Origin of the sequence: Pseudomonas sp. LS.1a (assembly GCF_022533585.1) — a bacterium.
Taxonomy (GTDB): Bacteria; Pseudomonadota; Gammaproteobacteria; order Pseudomonadales; family Pseudomonadaceae; genus Aquipseudomonas.
Window position 1 is genome coordinate 4,565,067 of the sequence record NZ_CP092827.1, and the last position, 14,876, is coordinate 4,579,942.

Here is a 14,876-nt window from a genome sequence, read left to right on the forward strand (position 1 = left end):
TAACTGTCCAGCCCTCTCGTAGCATTGCCATGGCAAGACGCGTGGCCTTTGGCTAAAATGCGCCTCCGTTTCACCCTGTATCGAGCCTGCCGTGAGCAAACAACCCGACCGCCTTTTCGCCCAGCCCCTGGAGCAGGTGCCCGACTTCGTCTTCAACGAGGATGTGGTGCGCGTGTTCCCGGACATGATCAAGCGCTCGGTGCCGGGCTATCCGACCATCGTCGAGAACCTCGGCGTGCTGGCTGCACGTTTTGCCCAACCGCATACCGCGCTGTACGACCTGGGTGCTTCGCTGGGGGCCGTTACCCAGTCGCTGCGTCGCCATGTGCGAAGTGACGGCTGCCGGGTGATTGCCGTGGACAACTCCGCAGCCATGGTCGAGCGTTGCCGTCAGTACCTCACCGCCCAGGACTCGATGTTCCAGGAACTGCTGCCGGTGCAGGTGCTGGAAGCCGACATCCTGGCCCTGCCCTTCGAGCCCGCCTCGGTGGTGGCGATGAACTTCACCCTGCAATTCATCGCCCCCGACCAGCGCCTGGCGCTGCTCGGCCGCATCCGCCAGGCGCTGTTGCCCGGTGGCGCGCTGATCCTCTCGGAAAAACTGTGCTTCGCCGATGCTGAACAGCAGGACCTGCTCAATGAACTGCACCTGGACTTCAAACGTGCCAATGGTTACAGCGAACTGGAAATTGCCCAGAAGCGCAGCGCCATCGAGAACGTGATGAGGCCCGACACCCTCGAAGCCCACCAGGCGCGCCTGCGCGCAGCCGGCTTCTCGAAGGTGGTGCCTTGGTTCCAATGCCTTAACTTCGCCTCTTTGATAGCCCTGCCATGATCGATCTGTCCCCCCTCGTCCGCCGCCTGGCGGGTACGCCCCTGGCTTCCTGGTCGCAAGGCCTGCAAGCGCAACTGGAAGCCAAGCTGGAGAAGGGCCACGGTGACCTCGACCGCTGGCGCGGTGCGCTGGAGGCCCTGCCCGCCCTGCAGCCAAGCGAAATCGACCTGGTCAACGGGCTGCGCCTGGACTGCGATTGCGACGACGCAACCCGCACACAGATGCGCCAGGCACTGATGGGCCTGTCGCCCTGGCGCAAAGGGCCGTTCGACCTGTTCGGCGTGCATGTGGACACCGAATGGCGTTCGGACTGGAAATGGTCCCGGGTTGGCCCGCACCTGGACCTCAAGGGCAAGCGCGTGCTCGACGTGGGCTGCGGCAACGGCTACTACCAGTGGCGCATGCTCGGTGCCGGCGCCGACATGGTGATTGGCGTCGACCCCAACTGGCTGTTCTTCTGCCAGTTCCAGGCCGTACAGCAGTACCTGCCCGAGCTGCCCGCCTGGCACCTGCCGTTCGCCCTGGAAGACCTGCCGGCCAACCTCGAAGGTTTCGACACGGTGTTTTCCATGGGTGTGTTCTACCACCGCCGCTCACCCATCGAGCACCTGCTGGCGCTCAAGGACTGCCTGGTCAAAGGTGGTGAACTGGTGCTGGAAACCCTGGTGATCGAGGGTGACGAAAACCAGGTGCTGGTACCTGAGGACCGCTACGCGCAGATGCGCAACGTCTGGTACCTGCCGTCGGTGCCGGCCCTGGCGCGCTGGTTGCGCCGTGCCGGTTTCAGCGATGTGCGTTGCGTCGATGTCAGCGTGACCAGCGTAGAGGAACAGCGCAGCACCGAGTGGATGCGCTACCAGTCACTGGGCGACTTCCTTGACCCGAACGACCACAGCAAGACCATCGAAGGCCTGCCGGCCCCACGCCGAGCCACCCTGCTGGCGCGCAAATAAAAAAAGCGCCCGGATGGGCGCCTGAATACACCTGCGCCGAGGAGCTGTCACGGCGCAGGTGCTGTTAACTCAGTCCTTGGCCAACTCGCGGGCCTTCTCCTGTGCTTTACGCTCACGCTCGACAACGGCCTGTTGCTTGTCGCCGTACAGGCGCTGCTGGTCTTCGCGGAACGCTTGCCAGAATTGTTTCGAACGTTCCGCGCCGCCCTCGGCATAAACACTGGCGCTGCCCAGGGCAAGGGTGGCCAACAGCAGGTACTTGGTCAGGTTCATCGTGGTTGCCTCGTGATAACCGATCAGACAGGGCCATCCTAGCGAGGGTTAGCTAACGGCAAGGTGAGGCGGGGATTACAGTCTTGCAATGTGGCCCTGTGTTGTCTGTGCTGGCCTCTTCGCGGGTAAACCCGCTCCCACAGGAACTGCACAGATTTCAGCGTCTGTAAGTTCCTGTGGGAGCGGGTTTACCCGCGAAAGGGCCGCAACAGACAGCCAGATAACAGCAGCATTACAAATCCGTTATCTGCGCCGCGCGCCCTTACTCATGCCGTAACATCCTGCGCCTTGACCCTGATGCCACTACAGGGTCGAGAATCGCCCCCTTTCATCACACCGAGCCCACCCATGCGCCTACTGATCATCGAGGACGAACTGCGTACCGCCGACTACCTGCAACAGGGCCTGCGCGAGAACGGCTACGCGATCGACTGCGCCCACACCGGCACCGACGGCCTGCACCTGGCCCGCCAGCAGCCCTACGACCTGGTCATCCTCGATGTCAACCTGCCCGAAATCGATGGCTGGACCGTGCTGCAGCGGCTGCGCGCCGAATCGGCCACGCGCATCATGATGCTCACCGCCCACGGCCGCCTGGCCGACCGGGTCAAGGGCCTGGACCTGGGTGCCGACGATTACCTGCTCAAACCCTTCGAGTTCCCGGAACTGCTGGCACGCATCCGCAGCCTGCTGCGCCGCAACGACCAGCAACTGCAGCCCAGCACCCTGCGCGTCGCCGATCTGGAGCTGGACCCCGGCCGCCACCGTGCCTACCGTGCCGGGCAGCGTATCGACCTCACCGCCAAGGAATTCGCCCTGCTGCACCTGCTGATGCGCCAGACCGGCGAGGTGCTGTCGCGCACCCAGATCATCTCGCTGGTGTGGGACATGAACTTCGACTGCGACACCAATGTGGTGGAGGTTTCGATCCGGCGCCTGCGGGCAAAGATCGACGACCCGTTCGACAACAAGCTGATCCATACCCTGCGTGGCGTCGGCTACGTGCTCGAGGCACGCTTTTGAAAAACGCCAGCCTGTCACTGCGCCTGGGCCTGAGCATGACGCTGATGGGCGCCGCACTGGTGATGCTGCTGGCCTGCCTGGCCGTGTTTGCCCTCGATCACGAACTGGACAGCCGCGCACGCAAGGACCTGGCGCGCAAGATGCTGCAGGTCGAGCACAACCTGCGCGTAGACCTGCGCAGCGAAGACCTGGGCACCCGCGCCCATCCTTTGCTCGACCTGGTGATGGGGCACGACAACCTCAGCCTCAGCGTGCTGGCCCTCGAAAGCCGCCACCCGCACCTGCTCAGCCTGGGGCCAGCACTGGAATCGCAGGTTGGCGAGCTGCGCACCGAGGCCCGCCTGGCCTTTCATGCGTGGCGCGACAGCAATGGCAACCAGATACTCACCGCGACCCGGCTGATGCGCCTGCGCGACGACACCCCGGTCAAGGTGATGATGTCGCTCAACCGCGCCGACGACAACGCCCTGCTACAGGCCTACCTGCACTCCACCTTGCTCGCGCTGCCGCTGCTGTTACTGCTGATCGGTGCCGGCGCCTGGTGGCTGATGCAGCGCGGCCTGAAACCACTGCGGCACTTCCGGCGCATTGCCGGCCAGGTGTCGGCCCAGGACCTGCAACATCGCCTGCCCGCTACCGGTCTGCCGCTGGAGCTGGCAGAGCTGGCCCGCAGCATCAACGTGATGCTCGACCGCCTCGACCAGGGTGTCAGCCAGCTGTCGCAGTTTTCTGACGACCTGGCCCATGAACTGCGCACACCGTTGAGCAACCTGATGGGCAAGGCGCAAGTGACGCTGGCCCGCGAACGGGACAACGCGAATTACCGGGAAGTGCTGGAAGACAGCATCGAAGAGCTGACCCGGCTCAACCGCATCATCAACGACATGCTGTTTCTCGCCCAGGTCAGCCAACCCCAGGCCCAGGTTGCCCTCAAGCCCATGGCATTGGCCGACGAGACTGCGCGGGTCGTCGAGCTGTTTGCCTTCAGTGCCGAGCTGAAAGGGATTGAATTGCGTGTTCAGGGCTGGGGGACGGCGCAGGGTGATCGGCTGATGTTTCAGCGGGCATTGTCGAACCTGTTGAGCAATGCCATTCGGCACTGTCCCGATGGCAAGCCTGTGGAGCTGCGCATCGAGCGCCTGGGCAGCGAAGTTCGGCTGTCGGTGGAAAACCAGGGGCATGGTATTGCTCAAGAGCATCAGTCGCGCTTGTTCGAGCGGTTTTACCGGGTGGGCTCGGGGCGCTCGCGGCTGGAGGGTGGGACCGGGTTGGGGCTGGCGATCGTGAAATCGATCATGCAGTTGCATGGCGGGCGGGTCGAGGTTAGCAGCAGCCCCTTGGGGCCTACCCGCTTTACCCTGGTGTTTCCTGCCGATTGATCGCTGCCTGTGCCGGCCTCTTCGCGGGTAAACCCGCTCCCACAGGGATCGCACACGCCTCAGGCCTGTAGAGTACCTGTGGGAGCGGGTTTACCCGCGAAGAGGCCGGTACAGGCGACCAGCGGTTAGCGCGAAGCCGCCACGATCAGCGCCTTCATCTCGGCCACTGCGGCCTTGAAGCCGACGAACAGCGCATGCGCCACCAGCGCATGACCGATGTTCAGCTCATTGATGCCCTTGATCGCCGCCACCGCCTCGACGTTGTGGTAATGCAACCCGTGGCCGGCATTGACGATCAGCCCCTGCCCCACGCCAAACGCCACGCCATCGACGATACGCTTGAGTTCCTCGGCCACTTCGGTCGGGGTTTCGGCATCGGCGTAGCGCCCGGTGTGCAGCTCGATGGCTGGCGCACCAACCCGGCGCGATGCCTCGATCTGCCGCTCGTCGGCATCGATGAACAGCGACACTTCGGCACCGGTACGCGACAGGCGTTCAACCGCCGCCTTGATCCGCGCCTCCTGGCCCGCCACGTCCAGGCCACCTTCGGTGGTCAGTTCCTGACGGGTTTCCGGTACCAGGCAGATGTGCGCCGGGCGAATCTTCTCGGCAAAGGCCATCATCTCTTCGGTGACGCCCATCTCGAAGTTCATGCGGGTCTGCAGCACATCCTTGAGCAGTACCACGTCACGCTCCTGGATGTGCCGGCGGTCTTCACGCAGGTGCACGGTGATGCCATCGGCGCCTGCTTCCTCGGCATCCAGGGCAGCCTTGACCGGATCAGGGTAACGCGTGCCCCGGGCCTGGCGCAGGGTCGCCACGTGGTCGATGTTTACGCCAAGAAGCATGCGGTTGCTGTGAGTCACGAAAGGCTCTCCTGAAGATTGAGCCCCACAGCATACGTCGTGATCAGCGCTTGCGAAACAGTTCCCGGCTGACCAGTGGTTTTGCCCCCAGGTGAACGGCCAACGCCTGGCGCATCAGGCGCTTGGCGGCTAGCAAGGCGCCGGGGGCATCCCAGTCGGCTTCGGCCAGGGCCAGCAGTTCGGTACCGCGAAACAGCCCGGGTTGCACCAGCTCGATCCGCTCCAGGCCGGCATCCACACGCAAGCGGTACAGGCCGTCGGCCGTGATCGGCTGATCATTGACGTCGTGGTGCAACGAAAACGCATAACCGAGCTCGTCCAGCAGCCGCCATTCGAAGGAGCGCAGCAGCGGCTCCAGCGGACGACCGGCGGCCAGGGCCTGCAGGGTCAGGGTGTAGTGCTCGAACAGCGCCGGGAAAGGCGCTTCGGCGGGCAGCAGGCGCATGAGCAGTTCGTTGAGGTACAACCCGCTGAACAGGGCATCGCCATGCAGCCAGGCGGCGATGCCGGCGCTGTCCATCCGCCCGACATTCTTCAGCTCGCCACGTCCGCGCAGCTCCAGTTCCAGCGGCACGAACGGCCGTACCAGGCTGCCACCCTTGCCACGCGCACGGCGCAGCACGGCGCGCATGCGGCCCTGCGGGGTGAAGAAGTCCACCAGCGCGCTGGTTTCCTTGTAGGCACGGCTGTGCAGCACGTAGGCTGGCTGGCCGACAGGTTGTTCCATGGAAGATCACTCAGCCCAAGTTTGATGCAAATCCCTGTGGGAGCGGCCTTGCGTCGCGATAGGGCCGCAAAGCGGCCCCAAGTCATGGGGTGTTGCTGAAATCCTGGGGCCGCTTCGCAGCCCTATCGCGACGCAAGGCCGCTCCCACAAAGGGGGGCCGTGCGAGGCTTACAGGTCGCCGTAGCCCAGCGAGCGCAGGGCGCGCTCGTCGTCGGACCAGCCGCCTTTCACCTTGACCCACAGGTTGAGCATGACCTTGGAGTCGAACAGCACTTCCATGTCCTTGCGCGCCTCGGAGCCGATGCGCTTGATGCGCTCGCCCTTGTCGCCAATGATGATCTTTTTCTGACCGTCGCGCTCGACCAGGATCAGCGCGTGAATGTGCAGCACGTGGCCCTGCTGCTTGAATTCTTCAATTTCCACGGTGATCTGGTACGGCAATTCCGCACCCAGCTGACGCATGATCTTCTCGCGCACCAGTTCGGCGGCCAGGAAGCGGCTGCTGCGGTCAGTGATCTGGTCTTCCGGGAAAAAGTGATCGTTCTCGGGCAGGTGCTTGGCGATCTGTGCTTCCAGCGCCTGGAGGTTGTGCCCCTGCTGTGCGGAAATCGGCATCACTTCGGCGTTCGGCAACTGCTCCTGCAGCCATTGCAAGTGCGGGATCAGTTCGGCCTTCTCTTCCATGCGATCGGTCTTGTTGACCGCGATGATCAGTGGGCCGGTCACGTACTGCACGCGCTCCAGTACCAGTTGGTCCTCGTCGGTCCACTTGGTGCGGTCGACCACGAAGATCACCACGTCGACGTCCTTCAGGGCCGCCGAGGCGTTGCGGTTCATGTAGCGGTTCAAGGCCTTGTCGTTGGCCTTGTGCATACCGGGGGTATCGACGTAGATCGCCTGCACGTCACCCTCGGTCTTGATGCCGAGCATGTTGTGGCGGGTGGTCTGCGGCTTGCGCGAAGTGATCGCCAGCTTCTGGCCGAGGATGTGGTTGAGCAGGGTCGACTTGCCCACGTTCGGGCGGCCGACAATGGCCACGTAGCCGCAGCGGGTCGGGTTGCTATCAGTCATTGCCATTCTCCACGCCCAGGGCGATCAGTGCAGACGCGGCGGCGACTTGCTCGGCGATACGCCGGCTAACGCCCTGGCCACGGCTCTTGTTGTTCAGCAGCACCACTTCGCATTCGACGAAGAAGGTCCGGCAGTGCGGTTCGCCCTGGATATCCACCACTTCGTAACGCGGCAGCTCACAGCTGCGCGACTGCAGGAACTCCTGCAGGCGGGTCTTGGGGTCCTTGTTGGTATCGACCAGGGTCAGGCCTTCGAACTCATCGGCCAGCCAGGCCAGCACGCGCTCCCGCGCCGTTTCCATGTCGGCGTCCAGGTAGATGGCGCCAATCAGCGCCTCCAGGGCGTCGGCCAGGATCGACTCGCGGCGGAAGCCACCGCTCTTGAGCTCGCCCGAACCCAGGCGCAGGTGATCACCCAGGTCGAAACCACGGGCCAGGCGGGCCAGGGTTTCACCCTTGACCAGGCGCGCACGCAGGCGCGACAGCTGGCCTTCGCGGGCCTGCGGGAAGCGCTCGAACAGCGCTTCGCCGGCGACGAAGTTGAGAATGGCGTCACCGAGAAACTCCAGGCGCTCGTTGTTGCGCCCGGCGTAGCTGCGATGGGTCAGTGCCAGGAGCATCTGGTCCTGGTTCTTGAAGGTATAACCGAGCTTTCGCTCCAGACGGGCAAGGGGAGCACTCATGCAGCCACCCGTTCGTTGTTCAACGCGTTGTTCAAATCAACATCCTGAAAGACTGTTTGGCTGTGGTCCGCCGCGACTTGCGACGAATCTCCCGATCCCTGAGAACACAGCCTATGTCAGAAATGCATTCGGCGCTGCCTGCTGGCCAGCGCCGATGGGTATCAATGGATCAGACCGACCCGCGACAGGTTGGGCAGGTGGCTGAGCTTGGGCTCTGGCCAGCTCATCCACACCGCGAAGGCCTTGCCGACGATGTTCCGGTCCGGAACCATGCCGTGCAGTTCCTTCGGGATGTTCGGGTCATCCCAGTAACGGCTGTCGTTGGAGTTGTCGCGGTTGTCGCCCATCATGAAGTAATGGCCTGCCGGCACGGTCCATTGCTGGTCCGGCGGCATGCGGTAACGGCTCATTTCCTTGCGGATCAGGTGCTCGGCCTCGCCGAGCTTTTCCTTGTACAGCTCGGCGCTGCCCAGGGTGCCCGGCTCGGTGCCCACCAGTTGTTCGGCAATCGGCTGGCCGTTGACGAACAACCGTTTGTCGTTGGTGTAGCGCACCACGTCGCCTGGCAGGCCGACCACACGCTTGATGTAGTTGACGTTCGGGTCGCTCGGGTAACGGAAGACCATCACATCACCGCGTTGCGGGTCACCCACCTCGATGACCTTCTTGTCGATCACCGGCAGGCGAATGCCGTACGAGAACTTGTTCACCAGGATGAAGTCGCCCACTTCCAGGGTCGGCTTCATCGACCCCGAAGGGATCTGGAAAGGCTCGACCAGGAACGAACGCAGCACCAGCACGATGAACAGCACCGGGAAGAACGACTTGCCGTACTCCACCAGCAGCGGCTCCTTGCCCAGGCGCTCGACCACCGCCATCTCGGGCTGGCTGACGCTGCCCTGGTAGTTGGCGATTGCCGCACGCCGGCGCGGGGCCAGGAACAGCAGGTCGATCAAGCCCAGCAAGCCGCAGACGAAGACGGCGATGACTAGCAACAGCGGGAAATTTAGCGACATAGGACCTAGCTATCCAACCTGAGCACGGCGAGGAAGGCTTCCTGTGGAATCTCCACGTTGCCCACCTGTTTCATGCGTTTCTTACCGGCCTTCTGCTTCTCCAGCAGTTTCTTCTTACGGCTGACGTCACCACCGTAGCACTTGGCCAGTACGTTCTTTCTGAGCGCCTTGACGGTTGTCCGCGCAATGATCTGGCCGCCGATAGCTGCCTGGATCGCCACGTCGAACATCTGCCGAGGGATCAGTTCCTTCATCTTCTCGGTCAACGCACGGCCCTTGTAGGCCGCGTTGTCGCGGTGCACGATCAATGCCAGGGCATCGACCTTGTCGCCGTTGATCAGTACGTCCAGCTTGACCAGGTTGGCCGACTGGTAGCGATCGAAATGATAGTCCAGCGAAGCATAGCCACGGCTGGTGGACTTGAGGCGGTCGAAGAAGTCCAGCACCACTTCGTTCATCGGCAGGTCGTAGCGCACCTGCACCTGGCTGCCGAGGAACTGCATGTCGCGCTGCACGCCACGCTTCTCGATGCACAGGGTAATGACGTTGCCCAGGTGCTCCTGCGGCACCAGGATGGTGGCGGTGACGATCGGCTCGCGGAAATCGGCGACCGCCGAGACGTCTGGCAGCTTCGATGGGTTGTCGACGGTGATGGTCTCGCCGGTTTTCAGTTCCAGTTCGTAGATCACGCTTGGCGCAGTGGTGATCAGGTCCAGGTCGTATTCGCGCTCCAGGCGCTCCTGGATGATCTCCATGTGCAGCATGCCGAGGAAGCCGCAACGGAAGCCGAAGCCCAGGGCGTCGGAGCTTTCCGGCATGTATTGCAGCGACGAGTCGTTCAGGGTCAGCTTCTGCAGCGCATCGCGGAAGTCCTCGAAGTCGTCGGAGCTGACCGGGAACAGGCCGGCGTAAACCTGCGGCTGGATCTTCTTGAAGCCTGGCAGCACCTCGACCTCAGGGGTGCTGGACAGGGTCAGGGTGTCACCGACCGGGGCACCGTGAATGTCCTTGATGCTGGCGATGATGAAGCCCACTTCGCCGGCTTTCAGGTCGGCGGTCTGGGTGTGTTTCGGGGTGAACACGCCCACGCTGTCGACCAGGTGCACCTTGCCGGTGGACTTGACCAGGATCTTGTCGCCTTTCTTGACGCGGCCGTGGCGCACGCGCACCAGCGAGACCACGCCCAGGTAGTTGTCGAACCAGGAGTCGATGATCAGCGCCTGCAGCGGCGCCTCGATATCGCCTTCCGGCGCAGGGATGGTCTGCACCAGGCGCTCAAGCACCTCGTCCACGCCCATGCCGCTCTTGGCACTGCAGGCCACGGCGTCGGTGGCGTCGATGCCGATGATCTTCTCGATCTCGTCCTTGACGCGATCCGGGTCGGCCTGGGGCAGGTCCATCTTGTTCAGTACCGGCATGACCTCCAGGCCCTGCTCAATGGCGGTGTAGCAGTTGGCCACGGACTGGGCCTCGACGCCCTGGCCGGCGTCCACCACCAACAGCGCGCCTTCACAGGCCGCCAGCGAGCGCGAGACTTCGTAGGTGAAGTCGACGTGGCCGGGGGTATCGATGAAGTTCAGCTGGTAGACCTTGCCGTCCTGCGCCTTGTAGTTGAGCGTGACGCTGTGGGCCTTGATGGTGATACCGCGCTCACGCTCCAGGTCCATGGAATCGAGCACCTGGGCTTCCATCTCGCGTGCCGACAGGCCACCGCACATCTGGATGAAACGGTCGGCCAGCGTCGACTTGCCATGGTCGATGTGGGCGATGATGGAGAAATTGCGGATATGACTCAAATCACTCACGGGTCAACACTCGAAAAGGCTGCGAGCCGGACGCCCGCCGAAAAATAGCCGGGAATTGTACCTTAAGCTGCCGGGATATGGGAGATTCCTCTATCGGGCTGTACACAGCATTGGCCCCTGAATTGTGAACTTTCATGAAAAAGGGCAGCCGAAGCTGCCCCTTTTCTCCTTGCGAAGCCGCTTATTCAGCCAGCTTGAAGGTAATGAAGCTGGCACGGCCCTGACGCAGCACGCGCATCGACACCGAACGGTTCTTCGGCAGTTCCTTGGCGATTTCGGTGAATTCCTTGGCCGAACCGATGGCCTGGTTGTTCAGGTGGCTGATGACGTCACCCGGGCGCAGGCCGATCATCGCGGCCGGGCCATCCTGGACTTCCTTGATGACCACGCCACCCTTGAGCTCCAGGGCTTTCTTCTGCTCGGCGGTCAGATCGGCTACCGAAACGCCCAGGCGGTTGCTGCTGCGCTCGGCGCTGCCTTCGGCGCCGGCAGCGATGTCGGCATCGTCGTCCGGCAGTGCGCCAACGCTGATGTCGAGGTTCTGGCGCTTGCCGTTGCGAATGATCTCCAGCTTGGCCTTTTCACCATCCTTGAGGCTGCCGACCAGATGCGGCAGGTCGGCCGACATGATGATCGGCTGGCCGTTCATGCTCAGGATCACGTCACCCACCTGCAGGCCGCCCTTGGCCGCCGGGCCGTTTTCCAGCACCTGGGCCACCAGGGCGCCAGCCGGCTTGTCCAGGCCGAACGATTCAGCCAGGTCCTTGTTGACCTCCTGGATCACCACGCCCAGCCAGCCGCGGCTGACCTTGCCGTCTTTCTTCAGCTGATTGGAAACGTCGATCGCCACGTCGATCGGGATGGCGAACGACAGGCCCATGAAACCGCCGGAACGGGTGAAGATCTGCGAGTTGATACCCACCACTTCACCGTTCATGTTGAACAGCGGGCCACCGGAGTTGCCCGGGTTGATGGCCACGTCGGTCTGGATGAACGGTACGTAGGTGTCGTTAGGCAGGGTACGGCCCTTGGCGCTGACGATACCTTTGGTCACCGAATGGTCGAAGCCGAACGGCGAACCGATGGCCAGCACCCACTCGCCCACCTTGAGTTTCTCGGAGTCACCCAGCTTGACGGTCGGCAGGTTCTTGCCCTCGACCTTGAGCAGGGCCACGTCGGTGCGCGGGTCGGTGCCGACCAGCTTGGCCTGCAGCTCGCTGCGGTCCGACAGGCGGACGATGATCTCGTCGGCATCGGCTACCACGTGGTTGTTGGTCAGCACGTAGCCATCGCTGGAAATGATGAAGCCCGAACCCAGCGACTGGGCCTCGCGCTGGCGGTCGCCACGCGGCGAGCGCGGCTGCTGCGGCATGTTGCGCTCGAAGAACTCGCGGAACATCGGCGGCAGGCCTTCCAGGTCGGGCATCTGCCCGGCGGCCATGCGGCGGTCCGGCAGCTTCTGCTTGGTACTGATGTTGACCACGGCTGGCGAGGCCTGCTCGACCAGGGTAGTGAAGTCCGGCAGGGCTTCCTCGGCCTGGGCGCTGAGCACCTGGCCGAGCATCAGCACGGCGGCGAACATCGATAGGTAGGATTTCAAGCGTGGTATTGACATACGGCTCCCGTCACAACGAGCGGTAGTTTAGAAAGGCCCCTGCGCAAAGCAGGAAAGGCCAAGCTCCAAGAAGCCTGACCTATAGAAAATTTGCCGAAGGATTGCAAATGACAATGCTTTAATTTCATTTCAGCGGCATGCCTGCGCGCCTTGGCATGGCCCGCACACCAGGCCCGCAAAAGCGCACCATCACTGGCGCGCCTGGTCATCCTGAGGGCGCATCGACAGCGCCACGCGCTCTGCGGTACCCAGCGGAATTTCGCCGACCACAGTGACCATTACCCTGCCCTTTGGCGTGTTCAGCCGACGCGAAACCGCCGAAGTCGGGCCAAGCTGGGTACGCATGTCAGTACCCCCCTCATCCTTCACCGGTTCGAGGAATACCGAGAAGCGCGCCAGGCCATCGTCATACATCAGGCTGCTGACCGTGCTGTCATGCTTCGGATCGCGGCGTACCGAGCTGTTGACCAACTCGAAGCCTGGCGGCAGCCAGTCCGAACGCCAGCCGACGACCCTGTCATTACCGGCAGCAGCCACCTGCTGCACCGGCTTGCACGCAGCGCTGGGGCGCAGGTCATCGTCGCTGGGCAGCTCGTCGGTTTCGAGGCGGGTCATCTGGAAGCGCTCCAGCAACTGCCCCTTGTCATTGATCATCAATGAGCGCAGCGGCAGGCCGGTAGAACGGTCCAGGTGCAATTCGAAGGCATAGCGATGCTGGTCGCGCGGGGTGAGCGTCACGATCACGGCATCGCGCCCGGCGACCCGTGACTTGCCCGCCACGCTCAAGTCATACCAGCCCATCAGTTTCAGCGGATCAAGCCCACGCGGCGCGGCGTCCGGGGGTGTCGTAACACCACTTGCCAAGGCCCCGCTGACGCACTCTGCCTTGCCATCCACGCGCACGATTTCCTGGGCGGCGCCATCGAGCTGCAACAGCCGCTCGCTGACCTTGCCGTCGTCGACCCTGTGCCAGATCTCGTGGGAAGAGAAGCTGCCATTGCGTTCGTAGACAAAAGAGCCCTGGTAGCTCTGCTTTTGCTCGGCCTGTGCCAGCTTGTTCAGCCACTCGCTCGCCTCGGGCGAGGAATTGGCCGCCAATGCTGGCACCGTCATGCAGCTGCCAATCAGCAGCGACAGGAGAGGTAGCGCGCGCATGATCCTCCTTACTTAACGGTTTTCCAGGCTGGCGGCGCGGGCATACGGCAATGCGGTTTCAGTGCCCTTGAGCGCAGATTCCTGAGCATGCTGGCGCAGGTAGCCTGGCAGACGCTGATCCCAGCCGGCCTGGTTCTGCAGCACGCCGTTGGCCATCGGCCCGGTCGGTTGCTCACTGCTCTCACTATAGCCTGCCAAAACGGCTGGGCCTTGCGCTTGTGGCACACTCAGGCCTTGCTGGGCAGGTTGCTGGGCAGCCAGCTCGGCGCCAGTGATCTCGTCCTGGTTGTACATGCGTACACCAGCCAGCACCGCCAGAGTGACCGAGGCAGCTACCGCCAGGCGGCCAATGCTGCGCCATGGGCCTTTCTTGACCTTGGCCGGCACGGCTTCGTCAGCCAGCGCTGCAGACACCGCCGAGGCGATATCCAGGTTAGGCAGCAGCAGCTCCTTGTGCATGGCTGCGCGGGCAACCTGGTAACGCGACCAGGTGGCACGGGTTTCAGCATCGTCTACGGCGTTCAACACCCGACGCAGTTCAAGCTCGTCCGCTTCGTTATCCATCACCGCGGACAGCGATTCCTGCAAAGCTTCACGACTCATGGCGGTTCCTCTCTTGGCTGTCGCCGCTGTCTCAGGTTTCCTGCAGCAAAGGTTGCAGGGCTTTGTCTATGGCCTCCCGAGCGCGGAAGATTCGAGAGCGCACGGTACCCACCGGACATTGCATGACACTGGCAATGTCTTCGTAACTCAGCCCGTCGAACTCGCGCAGGGTAAGTGCCGTGCGCAGGTCTTCAGGCAGCTGCTGGATGGTGCGATGGACGGTGCCTTCGATTTCATCCCGCAACAAGGAGCGTTCTGGGGACTCGAGATCCTTGAGACCATGATCGCCGTCATAAAACTCCGCATCCTCGGAGCTCACATCGCTGTCTGGCGGCCGTCTTCCACGGGACACCAGGTAGTTCTTCGCCGTGTTGATGGCGATGCGGTACAGCCACGTATAGAACGCACTGTCTCCGCGGAAGTTGCCAAGCGCACGGTAGGCCTTGATGAAGGCTTCCTGTGCTACATCCTGGGCCTCGTGGGTGTCGTGAACGAACCGCACGATCAACCCGAGAATCTTGTGCTGATACTTCAGCACCAACAGATCGAACGCTCGCCTGTCACCGCGCTGAACGCGCTCTACAAGCTGCTGATCCTCTTCCTGGGTTAGCATGAACACTCCTCAGTGAACTCGAAGGAGCGCTGCAACGGCCATCGTTCAGGCTTGCAACCATAGACTCGGGCTTTGCGCAAAAGTTCTCCCCTCCAAGCAAGTTTCCTGCAGCCCTTGGTCGGCTTGCACGGAAGACGCGGCGCGGTCACGGCCGGCTACGTCGATAATCAGGTTTCGAGTACGCAGGGACAGCCAGGACGGGCCTGCCACCCTGCGTCGCCGCGGCATGTTGTGGCGCGTGGGCAGCCTTCATAGGATTT

15 protein-coding genes are annotated in these 14,876 nt (G+C 62.9%); 4 read left to right on the top strand and 11 right to left on the bottom strand.

What is annotated here, in order from left to right; genetic code table 11:
* The first annotated feature begins 91 nt into the window (after positions 1–91).
* Positions 92–835 (top strand): carboxy-S-adenosyl-L-methionine synthase CmoA, encoded by a 744-nt coding sequence (cmoA, locus tag MKK04_RS21050; protein ID WP_207832984.1) that lies wholly within the window; start codon positions 92–94, stop codon positions 833–835.
* Positions 832–1,788 carry a tRNA 5-methoxyuridine(34)/uridine 5-oxyacetic acid(34) synthase CmoB gene (gene cmoB / locus MKK04_RS21055; protein WP_207832986.1) on the top strand — a complete coding sequence of 319 codons (957 nt, stop codon included), beginning with the start codon at positions 832–834 and terminating at the stop codon, positions 1,786–1,788. Before cmoA ends, cmoB begins: the two co-directional genes overlap by 4 nt.
* Before the next feature lie 69 nt (positions 1,789–1,857).
* On the opposite strand, the gene MKK04_RS21060 is transcribed toward cmoB, so the two are convergent.
* The gene (locus tag MKK04_RS21060; RefSeq protein ID WP_207832988.1) at positions 1,858–2,061 is read right to left on the bottom strand and encodes a hypothetical protein; all 204 of its coding nucleotides are present in this window, start codon (positions 2,059–2,061) and stop codon (positions 1,858–1,860) included.
* 348 nt (positions 2,062–2,409) lie between these two features.
* Here MKK04_RS21060 and MKK04_RS21065 point away from each other — a divergent pair, with 348 nt between their 5' ends.
* Positions 2,410–3,084 (top strand): heavy metal response regulator transcription factor, encoded by a 675-nt coding sequence (locus MKK04_RS21065; RefSeq protein ID WP_207832990.1) that lies wholly within the window; start codon positions 2,410–2,412, stop codon positions 3,082–3,084.
* Positions 3,081–4,463, top strand: coding sequence for a heavy metal sensor histidine kinase (locus MKK04_RS21070; RefSeq protein WP_241105951.1), 1,383 nt, complete (start codon positions 3,081–3,083; stop codon positions 4,461–4,463). Before MKK04_RS21065 ends, MKK04_RS21070 begins: the two co-directional genes overlap by 4 nt.
* Positions 4,464–4,588: 125 nt before the next feature.
* Here MKK04_RS21070 and pdxJ read toward each other — a convergent pair whose 3' ends face one another.
* The 10 genes from pdxJ to rpoE form a co-directional block, all read right to left on the bottom strand.
* On the bottom strand, positions 4,589–5,311 hold the full coding sequence (pdxJ, locus tag MKK04_RS21075) for a pyridoxine 5'-phosphate synthase (protein ID WP_153670549.1): 723 nt from the start codon (positions 5,309–5,311) through the stop codon (positions 4,589–4,591).
* A gap of 61 nt (positions 5,312–5,372) precedes the next feature.
* Positions 5,373–6,056: a DNA repair protein RecO gene (gene recO, locus MKK04_RS21080; RefSeq protein ID WP_241105952.1), complete on the bottom strand. Its 684-nt coding sequence runs from the start codon at positions 6,054–6,056 to the stop codon at positions 5,373–5,375.
* A gap of 168 nt (positions 6,057–6,224) precedes the next feature.
* Positions 6,225–7,127, bottom strand: a complete 903-nt coding sequence (gene era / locus MKK04_RS21085) for a GTPase Era (protein ID WP_063913172.1) — start codon at positions 7,125–7,127, stop codon at positions 6,225–6,227.
* Positions 7,120–7,809: a ribonuclease III gene (gene rnc, locus MKK04_RS21090; RefSeq protein ID WP_003258487.1), complete on the bottom strand. Its 690-nt coding sequence runs from the start codon at positions 7,807–7,809 to the stop codon at positions 7,120–7,122. The genes era and rnc overlap by 8 nt, the downstream gene beginning before the upstream one ends.
* 161 nt (positions 7,810–7,970) lie before the next feature.
* The gene (gene lepB / locus MKK04_RS21095; protein WP_063913173.1) at positions 7,971–8,825 is read right to left on the bottom strand and encodes a signal peptidase I; all 855 of its coding nucleotides are present in this window, start codon (positions 8,823–8,825) and stop codon (positions 7,971–7,973) included.
* 5 nt (positions 8,826–8,830) lie between these two features.
* A complete protein-coding gene (lepA, locus tag MKK04_RS21100; RefSeq protein ID WP_025340425.1) occupies positions 8,831–10,630 on the bottom strand; it encodes a translation elongation factor 4 in 1,800 nt (599 codons plus the stop codon).
* A gap of 181 nt (positions 10,631–10,811) precedes the next feature.
* Positions 10,812–12,212, bottom strand: coding sequence for a DegQ family serine endoprotease (locus MKK04_RS21105; RefSeq protein ID WP_370464236.1), 1,401 nt, complete (start codon positions 12,210–12,212; stop codon positions 10,812–10,814).
* Positions 12,213–12,434: 222 nt separating this feature from the next.
* Entirely contained in the window at positions 12,435–13,400 is a 966-nt protein-coding gene (locus MKK04_RS21110; RefSeq protein ID WP_241105953.1) for a MucB/RseB C-terminal domain-containing protein, read from the bottom strand.
* Between the two features lie 12 nt (positions 13,401–13,412).
* The gene (locus MKK04_RS21115; RefSeq protein ID WP_063913177.1) at positions 13,413–14,003 is read right to left on the bottom strand and encodes a sigma-E factor negative regulatory protein; all 591 of its coding nucleotides are present in this window, start codon (positions 14,001–14,003) and stop codon (positions 13,413–13,415) included.
* A gap of 31 nt (positions 14,004–14,034) precedes the next feature.
* A complete protein-coding gene (rpoE, locus tag MKK04_RS21120) occupies positions 14,035–14,616 on the bottom strand; it encodes an RNA polymerase sigma factor RpoE (RefSeq protein WP_003252049.1) in 582 nt (193 codons plus the stop codon).
* Positions 14,617–14,876 lie beyond the last annotated feature (260 nt).